Origin of the sequence: Argonema galeatum A003/A1 (assembly GCF_023333595.1) — a bacterium.
GTDB classification, from domain to species: Bacteria; Cyanobacteriota; Cyanobacteriia; order Cyanobacteriales; family Aerosakkonemataceae; genus Argonema; species Argonema galeatum.
Map to the genome: position 1 here is coordinate 193382 of NZ_JAIQZM010000002.1, position 18847 is coordinate 212228.

At 44.7% G+C, this 18847-nt stretch carries 12 protein-coding genes; 9 read left to right on the plus strand and 3 right to left on the minus strand.

The genetic code is table 11. The annotated features are described in order from the left end of the window. Nucleotides 1–37 precede the first annotated feature (37 nt). Nucleotides 38–853, plus strand: coding sequence for an ABC transporter permease (locus tag LAY41_RS04300; RefSeq protein ID WP_338022927.1), 816 nt, complete (start codon nt 38–40; stop codon nt 851–853). 130 nt (nt 854–983) lie between these two features. On the opposite strand, the gene LAY41_RS04305 is transcribed toward LAY41_RS04300, so the two are convergent. Beyond that, the gene (locus LAY41_RS04305; protein ID WP_249094503.1) at nt 984–2915 is read right to left on the minus strand and encodes a hypothetical protein; all 1932 of its coding nucleotides are present in this window, start codon (nt 2913–2915) and stop codon (nt 984–986) included. A 311-nt stretch (nt 2916–3226) separates the two neighbouring features. Between LAY41_RS04305 and LAY41_RS04310 the strand changes: the two genes are divergently transcribed. The 4 genes from LAY41_RS04310 to LAY41_RS04325 all read left to right on the plus strand — a co-directional run bounded on the left by LAY41_RS04310 (nt 3227) and on the right by LAY41_RS04325 (nt 7693). Next, complete coding sequence (locus LAY41_RS04310) at nt 3227–4144, plus strand: SDR family NAD(P)-dependent oxidoreductase (protein ID WP_249094689.1); 918 nt, start codon at nt 3227–3229, stop codon at nt 4142–4144. Between the two features lie 128 nt (nt 4145–4272). After that, a complete protein-coding gene (locus tag LAY41_RS04315) occupies nt 4273–5505 on the plus strand; it encodes a succinate--CoA ligase subunit beta (RefSeq protein ID WP_249094504.1) in 1233 nt (410 codons plus the stop codon). Nucleotides 5506–5774: 269 nt separating this feature from the next. After that, nucleotides 5775–7001, plus strand: coding sequence for an RNA-guided endonuclease InsQ/TnpB family protein (locus LAY41_RS04320; protein ID WP_249094505.1), 1227 nt, complete (start codon nt 5775–5777; stop codon nt 6999–7001). Nucleotides 7002–7051: 50 nt separating this feature from the next. After that, nucleotides 7052–7693, plus strand: a complete 642-nt coding sequence (locus LAY41_RS04325; protein ID WP_249094506.1) for a Uma2 family endonuclease — start codon at nt 7052–7054, stop codon at nt 7691–7693. Between the two features lie 114 nt (nt 7694–7807). Here the strand turns inward: LAY41_RS04325 and LAY41_RS04330 are convergent, their stop codons facing one another. Further along, complete coding sequence (locus LAY41_RS04330) at nt 7808–14482, minus strand: hypothetical protein (protein ID WP_249094508.1); 6675 nt, start codon at nt 14480–14482, stop codon at nt 7808–7810. Between the two features lie 492 nt (nt 14483–14974). Here LAY41_RS04330 and LAY41_RS04335 point away from each other — a divergent pair, with 492 nt between their 5' ends. From LAY41_RS04335 to LAY41_RS04345, 4 genes are all read left to right on the plus strand, one after another. Further along, on the plus strand, nt 14975–15241 hold the full coding sequence (locus tag LAY41_RS04335; protein WP_249094510.1) for a hypothetical protein: 267 nt from the start codon (nt 14975–14977) through the stop codon (nt 15239–15241). 398 nt (nt 15242–15639) lie between these two features. Then, nucleotides 15640–15768, plus strand: coding sequence for a hypothetical protein (locus LAY41_RS32155; protein WP_275973905.1), 129 nt, complete (start codon nt 15640–15642; stop codon nt 15766–15768). 80 nt (nt 15769–15848) lie between these two features. Beyond that, the gene (locus LAY41_RS04340) at nt 15849–16094 is read left to right on the plus strand and encodes a hypothetical protein (RefSeq protein WP_249067659.1); all 246 of its coding nucleotides are present in this window, start codon (nt 15849–15851) and stop codon (nt 16092–16094) included. Between the two features lie 23 nt (nt 16095–16117). Then, a complete protein-coding gene (locus LAY41_RS04345; protein ID WP_249094512.1) occupies nt 16118–17005 on the plus strand; it encodes a succinate--CoA ligase subunit alpha in 888 nt (295 codons plus the stop codon). 216 nt (nt 17006–17221) lie between these two features. Here the strand turns inward: LAY41_RS04345 and LAY41_RS04350 are convergent, their stop codons facing one another. Further along, nucleotides 17222–18802 (minus strand): hypothetical protein, encoded by a 1581-nt coding sequence (locus LAY41_RS04350; RefSeq protein WP_249094514.1) that lies wholly within the window; start codon nt 18800–18802, stop codon nt 17222–17224. Nucleotides 18803–18847: the final 45 nt, after the last annotated feature.

The window sequence follows — 18847 nt, forward strand, 5'->3', positions numbered from 1 at the left end:
TCAACCAGTTGACTGTTTACTACTGTGAAATAAATTTGTGTTCCTCGATATTGCGATCGCAGCTAATACCCCAACAGCAGTGGATTTAACTAATCTCGATCCGACAAACTTTATCTGGGCATTGGGTTTGATTGCAGTTGCGATCGGTTTATCTGCCACAGAAAAGCTGGGTTTGGAATGGCCTCTAGCGATCGCCGCCGGTAGAACCATCTTACAGCTTTTCGGTGTCGGATTTGTTCTAGAGGTGGTTTTCGCTCGGCCAAATCCTGCACTGGTTGTGGCTGTCTTGGCGGTAATGCTGATAATTGCGACGAGGGTAGCCAAAAGCCGGATTGGCAATAAAATACCCCAGATGTTGCCAGTCGTGGGAGGCTCGCTTTTGCTGAGTACTGCCCTGACGCTAGCCTATATCAGTATTTTGGTGATCAAACCGCAGACTTGGTATGAGCCGCAGTATCTGATTCCGTTTGCTGGGATAATTCTGGGTAATGCTATGAACGGTGCTGCGATCGCGGGTGAACGTCTCACCAGTACTCTGAACATAGCACGCCTAGACATTGAAACTCACCTCAGCTTAGGCGCTACGCCTCAACAAGCAGTAGCCAACTATCGCAAAGAAGCGATTAAAGCCGCAATGATTCCCAATTTAAACACGATGATGGTCGTAGGTGTCGTTACATTGCCAGGGACTTTCACAGGTCAGATATTGGGTGGTGCAAGTCCCTTCGTTGCGGCATTCTACCAGATGTTAATTCTGTTCGTGCAGGCTTTGGCAACTTTGATTACCACTGTGTTAGTCACTCAGGGAATTTGTCAACAAGTTTTCAACTCAGACGCACAACTAAAAATTTAATTGTCAGTGGTCAGTGGTCAGTTGTCAATGGTCAGTGGTCAGTGGTCAGTTGTCAGTTGTCAATGGTCAGTGGTCAGTTGTGATTGGTGATTGGTGATTCTCTCTCCCACTCTCCCACTCCATCTCCCTATTACCTATTAGCAATTTGCTTGGGAATATATCTCCCAATCAACGAACGATTGTGATCGTAAATTTCCAGAGTTATACCCGCGTTTTCGCTAATTGCTTCTAGCGCTGCTTGTAACGTTTTCAAATGATCGTCTACGCCTGCAATGGTATTGGCGTCCCCGTGCAATCCAGCAGTCATAGCAGTCCGTCTCACACTGGTTACGTAAGCGGGAGTTAGATATACTTTGATTACTTGAAGATTAACAGTGGCATCGCAAATCTTGGGTACGCCAGCACAGATTCTATTAAGATCCGTACTTGCTTTTTGGACAATTAAAGTGGTTTGGAGTTTTGTTTGGGCTTGCCTTAAAGAGTTTGTATAGTTGTCGCTAAGTGGCTGGGATAGATCGTAGTAATAAGTGCCAGGGAGTACTTGCTTGGCGTAGGTTGATGCTCTGCGCCAAGTGGCTACAGCTTGCGTCAATTGGTTTTGTTGTTCGAGGTTTTTGGCAAGAGTAGCAATGGAGATTGCCTGTTTGTAAATCTTATCAGAAATCTCCTCCTGATTTTTGCGATCGCGCACCGTTGCAAAGTTAGGCTGGTAGCTAGAAAGCAACTGCTGTGCCTCCTCGTAAGCCATTGTGGTTTTCGGAATTGAAGAGAGAGAATTCATTGCAGCTTGCCAAGTTGACTCAACTTGTTGCCAGTGATTCAAAGTCTTGGCTACGCTTTGACGCATTTGGGCCAACCGTGCGGTTTCTTTGCCTGCTGCCAGTCTTGTTTCAGCCTGCTGCTCTTGCTTGACTCGGTTATTAATTGCTGCTAAATTAGCTTGATAAGTTTTTAATTTGGCTTGGGTTATGGGATAAACTGGGCTATTTTGGGGAACTTTTTTAAGAGAAGCTAGAGCCTGATTCCACAGTGTCTGTATTTCTTGCCACTCCTGTACTGGATGGGGAGGATTTTGGCTTTTTTCAGCTGCAACTTTAGCCTTGTCCACAGCGTTTAAAAGCGAGTCTACCTTAGAAACAGCGCCCTTGTAAATTTGCAACTGTAGCTGAGATGAAGAGTGATATTTAGACCAAAAGGGGATGCTTTCCAACTGTTGGATCGCTTTAGTTAATTTTTCTTTTCCCTGATTGACATCTCGATCGTTTTTTGCATTTCTCAGGGTTTGTGCTGAATCCTGACTCAGCTGCTTAGCAGTTTGAATCGCCGGACACCCCCCCACCACGCAAGGGCGACTAAAAGCGTAAATACCACCCAAAGCACCCACTATTACCACTCCAGCGCCAATTTTCCATACTGACTGAGGGACTTTAAATTGGGGCTTTTTGCGATCGACTTTTACCCCTGGTATATGCTCTTGGGGAATAGGATCGGGATCTGGCTCTAAATCGGTCTTCGGCTCCTCTAGAGGCAAATCCGCAATTAAATTCGAGTTTAAGGTCGATTCAGCTACTGCCTTGGTATCGGCGTCTTCTGTTGCTTCATCCAAATTCGACTCCTCTTCTAGTACAGATTCCCAAATATCATCTGATTGCTCTTGCCATTTGAACGTATTCTCATCTGAATTACCCAGGATAAAAGCAGCCTCTGAGTCCGACAAAGAGGACTCATCAGAGTCAGCCGATTTTTCAAGCTTAAACTCGTGGACAGCAAAGGGTTGCCTTTGTCCTGTCGCTCTCAAGAAAAGGCGTACCTGTTGAGTTCGTTCCCAGACCGAACTGGGAAATGATAGATGCAACCCTTCAATGGTTTCTTGTAGTACCTTGAAGATTGGCTGTGCTTGGTCAACAAGGGGATTCGCCTCTTGAGCCAAAATCACCAAAATGTCGTTCTGGAAAGTACATTTGACCTGAATGGGAGTTTTGGTCGCTAACTCTGAGTTTAGTAGCTCCTGCAAAAGTTGCCCCAGTGCTTGTAAATCATCCTTCTGGACTGCTGTTTCCATCTAGCACCACCTTTCAATTCTGGATTTGATTGGACTTTGAAATTACGACTTAGGATAGATGATTTCTTGGTAATTCCAATTGGAGTTACATTTTTTGGCTCTTTCGGAGTTGCTATGCTTTTGTTCAATTAAGAACATTTTTATTTTTTTTCCCCTCTGCTCCTCTGCCCCTCTGCCCCTCTGCCCAAATAGCATAGTAAGCACGGAAGAGCCCTTTTTCTGCGATCGAACCTGTTTATTACCTTACTATGCGCTTACATTAGAAAATAGGGCGTCGTTCCCATTCGCGTTCTGGGCAATTCTCTATTGTGATGTCTCCAAACATTCCACTGTCTGAACAAGTTGTTGTAATTACTGGCGCTTCCGCTGGGATTGGCGCTGCTCTGGCACAAGTTTTAGCCAAACAGTTTCCGGGAATCCGATTAGTGCTGGCTGCTCGTAACCAGACCAAGCTGGAAACAACTGCCACATACTGTAGCAAAGCAGGGGCAGAAGTTTTAGTTGTCCCCACCGATATGTCGCAAGTCGAGGAAGTTGAAGCTTTGGCTAGAGCTGCTATCCTGCGGTTCGGTGGGGTCAATGCGTTGGTGAATAATGCTGGCTACGGTCAAATGGGGCCAATGGAATACATTTCGGCCCAAGCGGCTCTGCGGCAGTTAGAGGTGAATTTACTGGGGCCACTGGCTTTGATTCGAGCTTTAATTCCGGTGATGCGCGAGTCTGGCGGGGGCAGAATTATCAATGTTAGTTCTTTGGGAGGAAAACTGGCGTTTCCTTTTGGGGGTATGTACAGTTCCTCTAAATTTGCTTTGGAAGGGCTTAGCGACGCTCTACGCATGGAGCTAGAGCCGTTTAATATTAAGGTCAGCGTGATCGAACCGGGGCCGGTGAGTACGGATTTTTTTGATGTGGCTGGCCAAGCGGTTGAGCAGACAGTTAGTGAGCCTGAAAAGACTCCCTACCGGGCTGCTTTTGAGAAGTTAAAAGGCTTGGAGAAACAAACGAGCAGTCAAGCTTGGACTTCGGAACGGGTGGCGGAGGTGATTTTGCGATCGCTTACAGACCCCCGTCCCCGTCCGCGCTATATTGCGGCCACAGGTGGCGATATCTTGCTGTTTTTAATGACAAAAGTCTTGCCGACTTGGGCTGTAGACCGCTTCTGGCAAAAGTTCTACGGGATCGATCTGGTCGCTAAAGACTGGCAGGAGCAATTAAAAAATAAAGAATAAAAGTTGAAGAGGAAAGAGGGAATTAACTCGTTTATCTTTAAAATGCGATTTCTATTAAAAAATAGAAATGCTAAAGTAAAAATGAAGCAGCTTTCTTTCCTCTTTGGTTTTTAATTATTCATTTTGATATGGACTTATTAGAGTATCAGGCAAAGGAATTATTTCGCGAAATCGGTATTCCGGTTTTGCCTTCTCAAAGAATTGACAGTCCCAGAGATATAAAGGCGCTGAAGATTCCCTATCCGGTAGTGCTGAAGTCGCAGGTGCCTACAGGGGGACGGGGGAGAGCTGGTGGGATTAAGTTTGTGGAAAATACGATCGATGCGATCGCAGCTGCTCAAACAATCTTCCACCTACCCATTATGGGTCAGTTTCCAGAGGTGCTGCTGGCAGAGGCGAGATACGACGCCGAGAAAGAGTTTTATCTGGCAGTGGCTCTAGATTACACCCTTCGTCGCCCTGTGCTTTTGGGTTCTCCACAGGGAGGCATCGATGTGGAGGCGGTAATGGAGCAAATGCAGCAGGTAGTAGTAGAGCAGGAATTTTCTCCATTCTATGCACGACGGTTAGCGCTGAAAATGGGATTGCAGGGCAATCAGATTCAGTCGGTAAGTGCGATCGTTGAAGCTATGTACAAGCTATTTGTCCAAAAAGACTTGGATTTGGTGGAAATCAATCCCCTTGGAGTTAATCTCAATGGCGAAGTCATGGCTCTCGATGGTAAGGTGACCGTCAACGACTGTGCTTTGGAACGCCATCCTGATTTGGCTGTACTAGCGGCAAAAGTACAGCGGGGTAAACCTCATTCCTGCCACACCACTGAAGAAAACCCAGCTTTATCCCTCAACGGCAATTTGTGGGCATTGGACGGCAATATCGGCATTGTGTGCAATGGGACTGGTTTGGCAATGGCTATTTTGGATTCACTGTACCAAGCGGGAGGAAAGCCCGGTAGCTGTCTGAATGTGGGGGAAGAGGTTCCCAGCAATGCTACAGACACGCTTTGCGATCGCTTGGAACGAGGACTGGAAACGATCGCACACGAAAATAGTATCAAAGTCTTGGTAGTGAATATCTTGGGCGGCGTAACTTCCGGCGACGAAATTGCTGGCGTTATTAGCAACTTTATACAGCGAAACTATGGCGAGGCGCTAGTTTCGCCGTCAACTACCGGGCGAGTGCGCCGCAAAAGCACCAGTGGTAACGGCCACTACCCTCATTTTGTCGTGCGTTTGACTGGTGGTGAGGTTGAGGCTGCAAAACTGCTTCTAGCAGAGTTGGGAGTGTCTGTGGTTGATAATTTGGATGAGGCAGTATCGCAAGCAGTAGCTTTGACGAAACCTTCTGGTAAGCGTTCTTGATGTAGGGGTTAGGGGTTAGGGATTAGGGGTTAGGGGGTAAATGCAGTTCCAGAAAATCTAGCTAATTCTGCTCAATATTACTCATTTTTATAGCTAAATGCCAATAATGAGTAATTTTTGGGCGCTGGGGTTTTCAGCGCTGCCAGAAGGGCAGTATAGCAGTCGCCAAGGCGGTTATAGCAAAAGTTAAAACTCAAATGCTTGCTGTCAATTGGTTCTAGCGTTTGAGGATGTCTTAACCGCCCTGGCGGTTGCTATATAATCAAAACATGAAGCTAGTTGAACGTCATATCATTACAAAAAACCATCCCCTCTGGTCAGAAATTGACCACAAGGCTTTTTTGTCGAAAAATTTGTTTAACCTAGCTAATTATCATTATCGTCAACACTTCTTTCAACACCACCAGAAATTAAACTTTAATCAACTTTACCACCTTCTATCACAAACTCAGGACTACAAAGCCTTACCAACAAAAGTTAGTAAGCAAATCATCCGCCGATTAGATTCAGCATGGACAAGTTATTTTCAAGCTGTAAAAGCCTGGAAACAAAATCCCGAAAAATTCTTAGGTCAACCAAAAATACCAAGATATAAACATAAAACAAAAGGGCGCAATATTCTCCCATATTCTCACGAATCAATCTCGAAAAAAGCCTTAAAAAAAGGAAGTTGTCAGTTCTCCATGAGTGAAATCCAAATTCCCACATCACCAAAGGAAATAATAGAGGCGAGGATAGTGCCGAAAAGTAGTTGTTATGTAATCGAAATAGTTTATGAAAAAGCCGAGGAGACAACCAATCATCAACAAATAGCAGGTATAGACTTAGGAGTTAATAACTTAATGGCTGTAACTACCAATCAAACAGGCGTCAGACCTCTATTGATTAAAGGCAGACCACTAAAAGCGATTAACACCTTTTACAATAAACAACGTTCCTGTTTACAATCCCAGCTAAAACTCAAGCATAATCAAACCCAATCTCAAAGATTAAAAAATCTCACTCATAAACGTAACTGTAGAGTAGAGAACTATCTACATACAGCCAGCAGAAGAGTCATAGATTGGTGTAGACAGCATCAAATAGGAATCCTAGTAATTGGGCATAATCCTACCTGGAAACAATCAATTAACTTAGGTAAAAGGAATAATCAACAATTTGTGAACATTCCACATTATAGGTTAATAGAAATGTTGACGTATAAAGCCCAATTGAAAGGAATAAAAGTAGTCATTACAGAAGAATCTTATACATCTGTTGCCAGTGCTGTAGATGGGGATGATGTACCTAAATATGGGGAGAAAAAACCTGAATTTCAGGGACATAGAATAGCTAGAGGATTGTATAAGACAGCGAATGATAGGTTATTAAATGCCGATGTGAATGGGTCATTTAATATTACTAGAAAAGTAATTCCTGATGTATTAGACCAAGGAATAAAGGGTTTGCCGTTTAACCCTGTGGTGCTTGACCCACTACGAATGACTGGACTTTAAGCCTTTGAGTAGGTTTGAGTAGGTAAAGTTTGAGCGGTTAGGAGAAAATAATGGAATTAGTTCTCGAACAAATTATCGTGCAACCAGGGCAACAATTGTTGCTGAAAGATATTAGCTGGCAACAATTTGAAACTATTTTAGAGGAATTGGGAGAAGGTCGTGCTGCTAGACTTTCCTATAGTGATGGATGGTTAGAAATTATGGTGCCTCTACCAGAACATGAAAAAGATAAAGAAATTATTGGCGAATTGGTAAGAATTTTGTTAGATGGAATGTCCATCGATTTTGAAGTTTTGGGTTCGACAACTTTTAAGAGCGATCGCATGACGCAGGCAGTAGAACCAGATACTTGTTTTTATATACAAAATTATGCGGCTGTTATCGGTAAGAATAGTTTGGACTTGACTGTCGATCTGCCGCCAGATTTAGCAATTGAAATTGATATAACTTCTCGAAGTAAGTTTGATAACTATCGACGTTTAGGCGTGCCTGAATTGTGGCGATATACGAGACGCGGATTGGAAATTAACTTGTTGCAAGAAGCTCATTATGTAGTTGCCGATCGCAGTCCAAATTTTCCCGGTATTCCTATTATAGAATTGATTAACGAATATGTACAAAAAAATCTAACTGTGGGTAGAAGCGGAACTATTAGAGCTTTTAGGAATTGGGTAAAAGAAAATTTGGGGTAAAAAAATCAAGGTATGTTGTTGCGCTTCAGCGCTCTTATCCAGGTTATAATAAGAGCGCTAAAGCGCAACAACGTACCAAATAATAGCCCTAATCTTAATAACTAGCCATTTGAGTTATTGCAGGTTCGTGAAGATATCCGGTCCGATCGCATTAGCTGACAAACCCGTGAGAGAGGCTAACAGTTCACCACTGGAAGCAATGCGGATGAGGGTATCTTGTGCTTGACTGCCAGTACCTTGAGTAATGGTAAGTTGGTCAAAAGCGATACCGCTCAATCCTAGTAGGTCTTGTCCGGGGGTGAAGTCGGTGATGGTATCAAATCCACCACTTGGGCTGAGTAGGAAGATATCGTTGCCTGCATCGCCTGTGAGTAAATTATTACCAGTACCACCAGTGAGGGTATCGTTGCCAATGCCACCAAGTAAGGTGTCGTTACCGTTGTCTCCGTAGAGGATATCGTCTCCGGCGTCGCCAACTACTAGGTCATCGTTTTGACCGCCTCGGACGAGATCGTTGCCTTCGCCACCGTAGATGCGATCGCTATTTTGGTTGCCATTGATGATATCGTTCCCCTGACCGCCAAAAATAGTGTCATTGCCGTTGTCGCCAAAGAGAGTATCATCCCCCACATCGCCAGATACTAGGTCATCTTCTTTACCGCCGCGTACTAAGTCGTTGCCTTGACCGCCGTAAACGCGATCGTTACCTCGGTTGCCGTTGATTACGTCGTCGTCTTGGTTGCCATAGAGTTCGTCGTCATTGTCCATTCCGAAGATGGTATCGTTGCCGCGTCCGCCTTTGAGGGTGTTGGGGTTAGCATCGCCAATTAGGAAGTCGTTGCTACCGCTGTCGTTGGGGAGAGTGTCTTCGCTGCTAGCAGGGATGGTGCCTTGGTTACCAGGAATGGTGTCTTGGTTACCAGGAGTGGGATTTTGGCTACCAAGAATGGTGTCTTGGTTACCAGGAGTGGGATTTTGGCTACCAGGAATGGTGTCTTGGTTACCAGGAGTGGGATTTTGACTACCAGGAAGTGTGTCTTGGTTACCAGGAGTGGGATTTTGACTACCAGGAATGGTGTCTTGGTTACCAGGAGTGGGATTTAGGTTACCAGGAATGGTGTCTTGGTTACCAGGAGTGGGATTTAGGCTACCAGGAAGTGTGTCTTGGTTACCAGGAGTGGGATTTAGGTTACCAGGAAGTGTGTCTTGGTTACCAGGAGTGGGATTTAGGTTACCAGGAAGTGTGTCTTGACTACCAGGAGTGGGATTTAGGTTACCAGGAAGGGTGTCTTGTCCGCCGGGAAGTGTATCTTGTTCACCAGGAGTGGTGTCTTGTTCACCGGGAAGTGTATCTTGTTCACCGGGTAAGGTTTCTGCTATTGGCGGGATATCGAAGGGGATGGAGAGGAAATCGGAAGCATTGATTGATTTGAATTGAACATCTTTGAGGATAGCTAGCAATTCGTCGCCATCTTTAACGTTGATGAGAGTGTCTTTGGCATTTGCGCCAGTACCACCGGAGAAGGTGATTTTATCGAAAGTTAAACCACCTGCTAATCCCAGGATGTCTTCATTTTTGGCGAAGTTGAAGATAGTTTCGACACCGAATTTCGAGGCGAGGATGTAGGTATCTTGTCCTTTGGCACCGTAGATGAAGTCGTCACCGAGTCCGCCAAATAGGGTGTTGTTTCCAGCATCGGCGTAGATGGTATCTTGACCTGCACCACCATCGATTAAATCATTGTTGGAACCTGCGTGGATGAGGTCGTCACCTGCACCACCATATACCGTGTCGTCTCCTGTATGTGCATCAATGGTGTCGTTGCCGTCGCCACCTTTGACGATATCGTTGTGGGAACCTGCGGTGATGAGGTCGTTGCCTGTACCGCCATCAATGTTATCTTCGCCGGAACTGCCATCGATGGTGTCGTTTCCTGCATCGCCGTTGAGGGTGTCGTCACCGGAGTAACCTGAGATGAGGTCGTGTCCTTCGCCACCTGCCATCCAGTCGTTACCGGACTTGCCGCCGTCGAGGATGTCATTTCCTGCACCACCGTCGAGGGTGTCTTCGCCTTCGCGTCCGTCGAGGTAGTCGTTTCCGTCGCCACCAAGTAGGAGGTCGTTGTCTTCCCGTCCGTCGAGGGAGTCATTGCCTGCACCACCTATTAAGGTATCAGAACCAACTCGGCCATCGAGGATGTCGTTGCCGCCTAAACCGCTGAGGACGTTGGGGCCGTTGTCGCCGATGATGGTGTCGTCGTATTCGGAACCTTCGACGTTTTCCACGTTGCGAATGCGATCGCCTTCCGCATCGCCACCCACTCCGCGACCGGGTTGCAGGTGCATATATATAGGTTCTTTGGAGTCAAAGTAGGAGATGGTATCGTTGCCTGCACCTCCATCAATGTCATCTGCACCGGGGCCACCTACTAGGAAGTCGTCGCCGTCATTGCCGTTGAGTTCGTCGTCTCCATCGCCACCAAATAAGCTGTCGTCGCCTGCATCGCCGTTAATTTTGTCTTTGCCTGCTTCGCCGTAGAGGAGGTCGATGTCATCGCCGCCACTCATTTGGTCGTCGCCGTTGCCTCCATAAAGGGTGTCTTTTCCGGTATCGCCTGCCATGAGGTCGTTGCCGTCATCGCCGTAGAGGAGGTCTTGACCGTCGTTACCGTTGAGGGTGTCGTTGCCTGCATCTCCGTGTAGCAGGTCATCGTCTTCGTTACCTTCTAGTTTGTCGTTGCCGTTGCCTCCGTAGAGGGTGTCTTTTCCGGTGTTACCTGTTAAAAAGTCGTTGTCGCCATCGCCGTAGAGGAGGTCTTGTCCGTCGTTACCGTTGAGGGTGTCGTTGCCTGCATCTCCATGTAGCAGGTCATCGTCTTCGTTACCTTGGAGTTGGTCGTTGCCGTCGCCTCCGTTGAGGGTGTCTTTTCCGGTGTTACCTGTTAAAAAGTCGTTGTCGCCATCGCCGTAGAGGAGGTCTTGTCCGTCGCCACCGCTGAGGGTGTCGTTGCCTGCATCTCCGTGTAGGAGGTCTTCGCCTGTTTCGCCAAACAGGTTATCGGCATCATCGCCACCGGAAAGGGTATCGTTTTCTGTGCCACCGTAAAGAGTATCGGCACCTGCGTCTCCTTTTAAGATATCTGCGCCTTCATCACCAAATAATTGGTCGTTGTCTGTACCGCCGCTGAGGGTATCTTGTCCTAGTTCGCCGTAGAGTAAGTCGTTGCCTGCGTCGCCGTTGAGTTGGTCGTTTCCGTTTTCGCCTTTGAGTAAGTCGTGGTCTAAACCGCCATTGAGGATGTCGTTACCATCGGCACCGTAGAGGGAGTCGTTGCCTGCATCGCCGTTGAGAAGGTCGTTGTCTTGTTCGCCTTTGAGGATATCGGCATCTTCGCCACCGTTGAGGGTATCGTTGCCTATTCCTCCGTTGAGTGTGTCGAGTCCGGCATCGCCTTTCAATATATCGGCATCTTCGTTGCCAAAGAGTTGGTCGTTTTCGGTGCCACCACTGAGGGTATCTTGTCCTTCGTTGCCGTAGAGGATGTCGTTGCCTGCGTCGCCGTTGAGTTGGTCGTTTCCTATTTCGCCTTTGAGGGTGTCTTGTCCGTCGTTGCCATTGAGGAGGTCGTTGCCTTCGTTTCCGTTGAGGAGGTCGTTGCCTTCGTTTCCGTTGAGGAGGTCGTTTCCGGCATCACCGTTAAGCGTGTCTTGACCTTCGTTGCCGTTTAATAGGTCGTTATCATCGCCACCTGATAGTTTGTCTTGGTCAGTGCCACCGTTGAGAGTATCGTTGCCAACGTCGCCAAAGAGTTGGTCGTTGCCTGCATCACCATTGAGGATATCTTGACCTTCGTTACCGTGTAAGACATCGACACCATCACCACCAGATAGTTCATCGTTGCCGATACCGCCGTTAAGAAAGTCTTCTCCCTGGTTGCCTTCTAGTTGGTCGTTACCAGCGTCACCGTTGAGGGTATCGTTTCCTGTTTCACCTTTGAGGAGGTCGTTATCATCACCGCCACTAAGGAAATCTTGATCATCGCCACCGTAGATGCTGTCTTCTCCTAGATTGCCTTCTAATTGGTCATCACCACTATCGCCGTATAGTTGATCGTTATCGCTGCCACCATCTATGCGATCGTTGTCATCGCCACCGCTAATCAGGTCATTTCCACCTTGTCCGTACAGTTCATCGTTACCTTGTTCACCATAAACGGTATCATGGCCATAACCGCTATCCCCAGAACACCAATCATCACCTTCGCCACACCAAATAATGTCGTCTTCTTCACCACCGTGAATGTGATCGTTCCCTTCCTCGGCATAAATAATGTCTTTTTCTAGCCCTCCATCAATAGTGTCCCGATCTTGTCCCCCAAAAATTAAGTCTCTGTCGCTACCCCCTTCGATCCAGTCGTCACCACTGCCACCTCTGAGCAAATCTTGGCCAGAACCCCCAAAGAGGATATCATTGTCGCCATCTCCATAAAGGTCGTCATTACCACCTTGACCTCTGAGAATGTCATTTCCTGGGCCTCCATGAAACTCATCAGGGCCTCCAGGCACTTCGTCAGTGTCTTGCATTTGTCCAGGATCGCCAAAACTTCCAGAGTATCCCTCTCCCCAAAGTTCATCATCCCCGCCTTGACCATAAAAGATGTCTCTTTCTTTACCTCCATACATTTCGTCATGGTACTTTGTGCCTTTTATCTGTTCAATCTCAACGAGAATGTCTTCAACTCCGTAAGGAATATTGTCAATAACTTGATATATATCTGAGCCAGCATCAGGAAGATATTTTTGATGCACTTGGATTGGAGAATCCCAATCACTGTAATCAGCCGTATCGAATCCAGTGCCACCATCTAAAAAGTCCCAACCGCTACCGCTGATTAAAATATCATTGCCTGCTTTTGCTCGTAAGACATCATTACCTTCTTTACCATTTAATATATCGTCTGAATTATCAGATCCCTCTATCCAATCGCCTTTATCAGTTCCCATTCCAGCAACATATTCTCCGTTACTATTGGTATCTGAACCGAAAGTTTTACCACGTGGGAAGTAGTAACCGCTAGGATGCAGATCAAAGAAAAAGGACTCAAACTGCTTTTGAACATCGTCACGATTTAAGTATTTATTGAGATCGTGTTCACTATAAACATCCCAGCCATAGCCTGCAAAATTTGTCCAATTTGGTATCACTTCAAGAAGATGAAGGAATCTATCCCGATCGGGGTTAGAAGATGGATACTGTAATCTTGTTACAGGGTCGTCAGTGTCTATAATAAATAGCCTTGTAGCCTCATTTACAAATGATTCAAGTTGATATATTCCATTTAAATTTGTGTAGTCAGTTGGGGAACCAAGAGCAAGAATTTTTATACGGGATGGATTTATTCCGCTGAACTCAAGTTGTTTTTCAAGAAACCCATCTTCAATAAAAAAGTTTCCTTGAGAATGAGCAACAACTATAATAGAATTATTTTCATTTTTTAACCAATCCAAAGAGGTATCTGTCCAAGAACCTGATAAACCTTCTACTGGAATATCATTGACTAACTTGCTTGCTGGAGAAAAGCTCTTTAATAAATATTGACTAGCTGATTCCAATAGATCGGTTGAGGGATCGTTGCCGAAATCGACTTTCTGTAAATCGAAGAATTTAGTTACGAAATCTGCCAGGGATTCCCGTGGTAATAATGGATGTGAAAGACCAGCGAGATAACCTGAACCTCCTGCTATATCGCCTATTGAACCTGGAATTAAACCTACTAAATCATCTATTAAACTTAAATCAACTATTCCTTTTGCTGTATAAAATCCTAAATAATTTTTCGTTTCTCCATTTAGGAAGGCAAACTCATCTGCGAATATTCCGTCAGGCGTTTTTGCACCAAGCGGAGCGTCTGGAAACTTATTAGCCCAGTATTCACGGTAGGCTTCAACAGCTGGTTTGAATATTTTATCAGCAATCTCTGCACCTAAATTTTTCGCTTCATTTGCAATATTTCCTGGATAACCTGAACCTTTTGAAGGATTATGAATACCACTAAAACTATCAAACGAGCTAGGCATTGAATTAATAAAGCTCAGGCCAAATTTTGATTCGACTGATTCAAATTGGTTTTTAAATCCATCATTATCTGTCCAAATACCATTAATAAAAAGTCCTCGGCTTTCACCACGCTCTTTAATAATTTTTTCTAAAACCAAATCAGCATCCCATGTGTAACCATTTGAGTAATTTCTTGATTGCTCTACCGAAACAAAAGTATTATTAGGTGTTCCAAAGTTAAGAACATTTGAATCATCTTCTTGCTTAATTCTCTGAGTTTGTGATTCAGTTAGGCTCACACCTTGAGCAATTGCAGAAAACAACTCCCCTTCATCCCCCGGAGTATCAGCAGTATTAATTTCCCAATCTACATAATGCCCAATTTCCTCAATTAAAACCGCACTAATAGCTTGAGCATTACTCGCATACTTACTCAAGAAATCTTGAGAAACATAAATTGTATTAGTTGACCCCGCATAAGCAGCATTTGCCCCTTGTAACTCTGCACCAGTGCGAATTTCAATTCCCGGAAGCGATTCAAAGCTGCCACTAAGCCACTGCTGACGTAAATTTTCTAGCTTAGTAACATCAAAACTTTCACCAAAAGCAGTTTGAATTTTGCTGAGAAAATCTTCACTACCAGCAAAGCTATTTAATGTGCTGTAAGCATTCTGAAGTGCATCTTGAACTAATGGATCGGTTACTTGATTAGTAGAATTGGATGTAAACATGGTTTTTTCCTTCAATATTTGATGTTGTAAGTTTGGTTGTTTTGGTATTGCATGGTGAGGGCGGGTTTTGTTTCAGTGTTGTCTGTTGGAATCAAGGATTGTCTGCTAAACCCGCCCCTACATCAGACAATGTTGGTGTTTTTGTCAGATTTCAAGCACGCAAAATACCCAGGCAATAAGGTTGCCAAAGTCTCAGGGTGCAAAAGTTTCAGCGCTGTTTGCGATAGATGAGATCCCCCCTAACCCCCCTTAATAAGGGGGGAACCGGAGAACTAGCCCTCTTTTTAAGGTGGGAACCGGGAACTGGAGAAGAGGAACTCTGTGTTCTTCAAAGTCCCCCTTTTTAAGGGGGATTTAGGGGGATCTCCAACGGTGCGATCGCTTTCCAGCACGCTACGCGATCGCATTTTCCTAAAAAACCCAATCCATAATGATGCACTCCTTTTCTCGAACTAACTTTGTGAGAATCTATGACCCTCTATCTATCTCTCTGTGAAACGCCTGCGGTTTTATGCGGAAGAACGAGATTATTTACATTTGTTTACAATTAACTGGCTCAAAGGTGGCCCGAATTCTGTGGTGGTGCGATCGCAAAGGTTTGTCTCTACAAAATACCCTCTGCCAGCGCGATCGAACTTGACAAAAAACCTGTTTCATGTTGATGCACTCCTGAATGCGATCGGCCCTGATATTCTTGGAATCTATTCGCCTCTATCTATCTCTCAGGCTGACTTGGTGAATTTTATGCGGAAGATTTGAAATTGTTACAAATCCTTACATCAAGCCTGCCAAGACCTAGACATACCTAAAAACATTGAATAGCCCGGTTATGTGCTAACTTGGCTTACCTAAAGAAAACTTTCTATTTGATTTGTCTATCAGTATATAAGGAAAAACCGCTCAAAAAGCTGATACAAACACGGAACGAAAGTTTAACTAACATCGTCTTTACGAGAAAATTGGTAGCTATTCGCAAAAAAGCGTATAAAATCTTCGCTTAGTCAACAGCAATTACACGCGAAATAGCAGAAACTTTACTCTTAATTTATGCAATATTTATATATATTATGCAAAATTTAAGTATAAATATCATTGCCTTCTATCAATTTAGTATATTTACTGAAAATATTGTACGCAGATAAAATTGTCAGGGAGCCATGACATTAGGTAGAATGGACAGAAACGATCGCAGCAGGGCTAAGTTATGCGATCGCACCCAGACGGGTCAGAGAAAATGCGATCGCATGAGCGAAACTGGTATTAAAGCTATCCTGCGGGGCGTTTAACCGACGGTCGGGGAGGAAGTTTGGACTGTAGCGAAAAATGACGATCGAAAAGGGATAATCAAAAGAAAAGAGGTGATAAAATGGCTGTTGAAAGATGGACGGATGAAATGCTTGATAAGCTTGGTGAAAAGGTCGATCGCATTGCTGAGGAAGTGGAACAAACCAACAACAATGTCGATGCCTTGGTGGGTGCGGTCAACTCCCTAGTTACTTTGTTGCGTGAGGAAATTCCAGCTATCAAATCAGGACAAGAGGAAACAGCCAAAATTCAAGCAGAAAGCATCCGAGAGTTAATTAAATTTATCAATAAGCCCAAATCTGAATAAGAGTAATCAAAAGGCATTCTGTAATGAATTTAAAGCCAGACAGCAAAGTCTTAATCCAAGGCATCACCGAACCACTTGCTTCTATCCACGTCGCTAGGATGAAAGCCTATGGCACCAACGTCGTTGCAGGAGTAAGTCCCGGACAGGGGGGACAGACGGTACATGATATCCCCGTGTTCGACTTGGTAGAACAAGCACTGCCGACCACTGGCTCCATTGATACTACCATAATCTTCAAGCCACCTTATCTGGCATTGGATGCGGCACTAGAAGCGATCGCAGCCAATATCCGCCAAATTATTATAGTTACCAGCGGCATTCCACCCCTGGATATGGTGTACCTGCTAAGAATTGCCGATGCCCACAAAACTTTAATCGTCGGCCCCAACAGTATGGGGATTATAATACCGGGAAAGCTTTTGCTGGGAACTCATCCGATCGAATTCTATACTCCAGGGCCTGTGGGGCTGATTAGTCGCTGCGGCAGTTTGACCTCGGAAGTTGCCTTGGAACTGACACAGGCTGGATTTGGTCAATCGATGGGCGTTAGTATTGGCAGCGATGCGATCGTGGGTTCTTCATTTCGCCAATGGCTGCAAACTTTAAATAAAGATGATAATACCAAAGCGATCGTTTTACTCGGAAAGACTGAAGGCGGTAACGAAGAAACAGTCGTCGAATATATTACAGAGGAGATTAATAAGCCTGTAGTTGTCTATATTGCCGGACGCTACGCACCAGAAGTAAAACGTCAGCGCCACGCTAGCGACCTGATCGTTTCTCAGCCAGTTATAGAGGATGAAGTTAGTACAGCTGAAATTAAAATTTCAGCTTTTGAAAAAGCAAAAATACCTGTAGCACAGCGTCCTTCTCAAATTCCTGATTTGCTGAAAAAAGCGCTCAAAAAATAATCATTGGTGATTGGTCATTAGTCATTGGTCATTGGTCATTGGTGATTTGTATTCAGGTTTCTTTTGTAGGGTGCGTTATACCAAATCCGCAACGATTACCCCCTTTATTTCGATCGGCTGTAGAGACGTTTCATGAAACGTCTCTACAATGTTTAGGCCAAAAATTAAAGGGGGTAATAAACCCGGATTTGGTATTATAACAAAAGCCTCTAGCACCTACTGAGTTGGTAAAGACCGACGTTCGGAGAACAGCGCTTTGGAGGCAGATTCGCCTGCTTGCCGCAATTTTTTCGTCATCTGTACGCTCAACAATCCCAGTAGGCTCCATTGTCCCAGCAGGCTCATAAAAATGGCCGTTGCACTGGCGTGTTCTATAGCAAACCAGGGGAAAACTGAAAACAGCAACAAACCAGGACTTTCTTGAATTGCTAACAAGGGAAGGAGAATTAATCCGCTTACCGCAGTAGCAGCCAATAAACCCCGTTTGGGAGTTTTCATTAACAGCATCATTTGAGCGATCGCAGCATAGATCAAAATCAAGTTGGCGCTCAAAATCAAAACTGCGATCGTTTCAATTTTGTAAGGATTTCGGGTAAAAAATATAGCCCAAGCAGTCCAAACTACTGTTTTAATGACTAGATTTAGTGCGATCGCCACTACCGCTGGACTTTTTTCTCCCCAAACCAAATCCTGCACTAAATAGCGATTCCATAAAGCCTTGCGGTTAGAAACCCCCTCCAATCGGCGGTAACGAACCCAATCCTGCAATTCCTGACGATGAGGCAACAAAGCAGGGATTAAAAACACAAACGCAAAGAGGTTTATAATTTCCAGAAGTGCTATCAACCCAAACCAATCCCAATAACTGTGATAACTTAAAAAGTCTGACTTGTAGTTTCCTACAAAAAATCCTAAAATCAAAACTTCAAAACCAGCTACTAACCAGTAACTTTGTTTTTTGCTAATCAGAGTTGCGTTTGGTTGACGAAAGCGGCGATTTAACGATTGCCACACTACATAATTACACAAACCGCAAGTCAGTACTAAAAAAACCTCTAATACCAATAAATTGCTACCAATTGGTAAATAAAACCACTGCAAATTGCCATCATAAACATCTTCCTTTGTTCCAGTAGACAGAAGAAAGTTGATAATTTGCAGGCAAGGCCATCCAAATATTAAGGTTAAAAAGCTGCACAACCAAGCATGAAATCGCACTTGGAATGAATAGAGAAGCATGATGTTACCGAAGAAGAGGCAACATCCCCAAACGAGCAGATAAAAGCTTAGTAGCAAGCTGAAAGGAACACCCGCTCCGATCGCTGACACCAAATGTAATGGAATAAACAGGAGGATACCTCCGTAGAGCAAAATAGGAGAGCCTAGTATTTTGCCAATCAAAATATTTTCGCTAGACTCAGGACTCAACTTAATAAAGTTAAGAGTGCCTCTATGCTGTTCTTTGCCAACATCGCTGATGATCGTATAGACAGTACCAAGCAATAAGATGAAAGGCAAAATCCAGCTTAAAATCGTAAACAATTCTAGCCACCAGTGCGGCCAGTCAATGACAATTCGACCTGTCGCATTTACAAGGCATTCGGATTGCTTATTTTTTACGCAATAACTATATCCACTTTCATAACTCTGGAAGTAAAAATTCATTACTCCTAGAAACTGAGTTAGCAGAGAAGCCGCAGTTACTACGGCTAAATTGCGTAATTTTAAACGCCCTTTCAGTTCGCGGAATAGTTGCGGATTCCAATCGCCCAGTCGGTCTAACCAAAGGAGATTCATGGTATTTTTTGTGAATTTAATTGGTTGTGAATAAGTTTTAGGGTG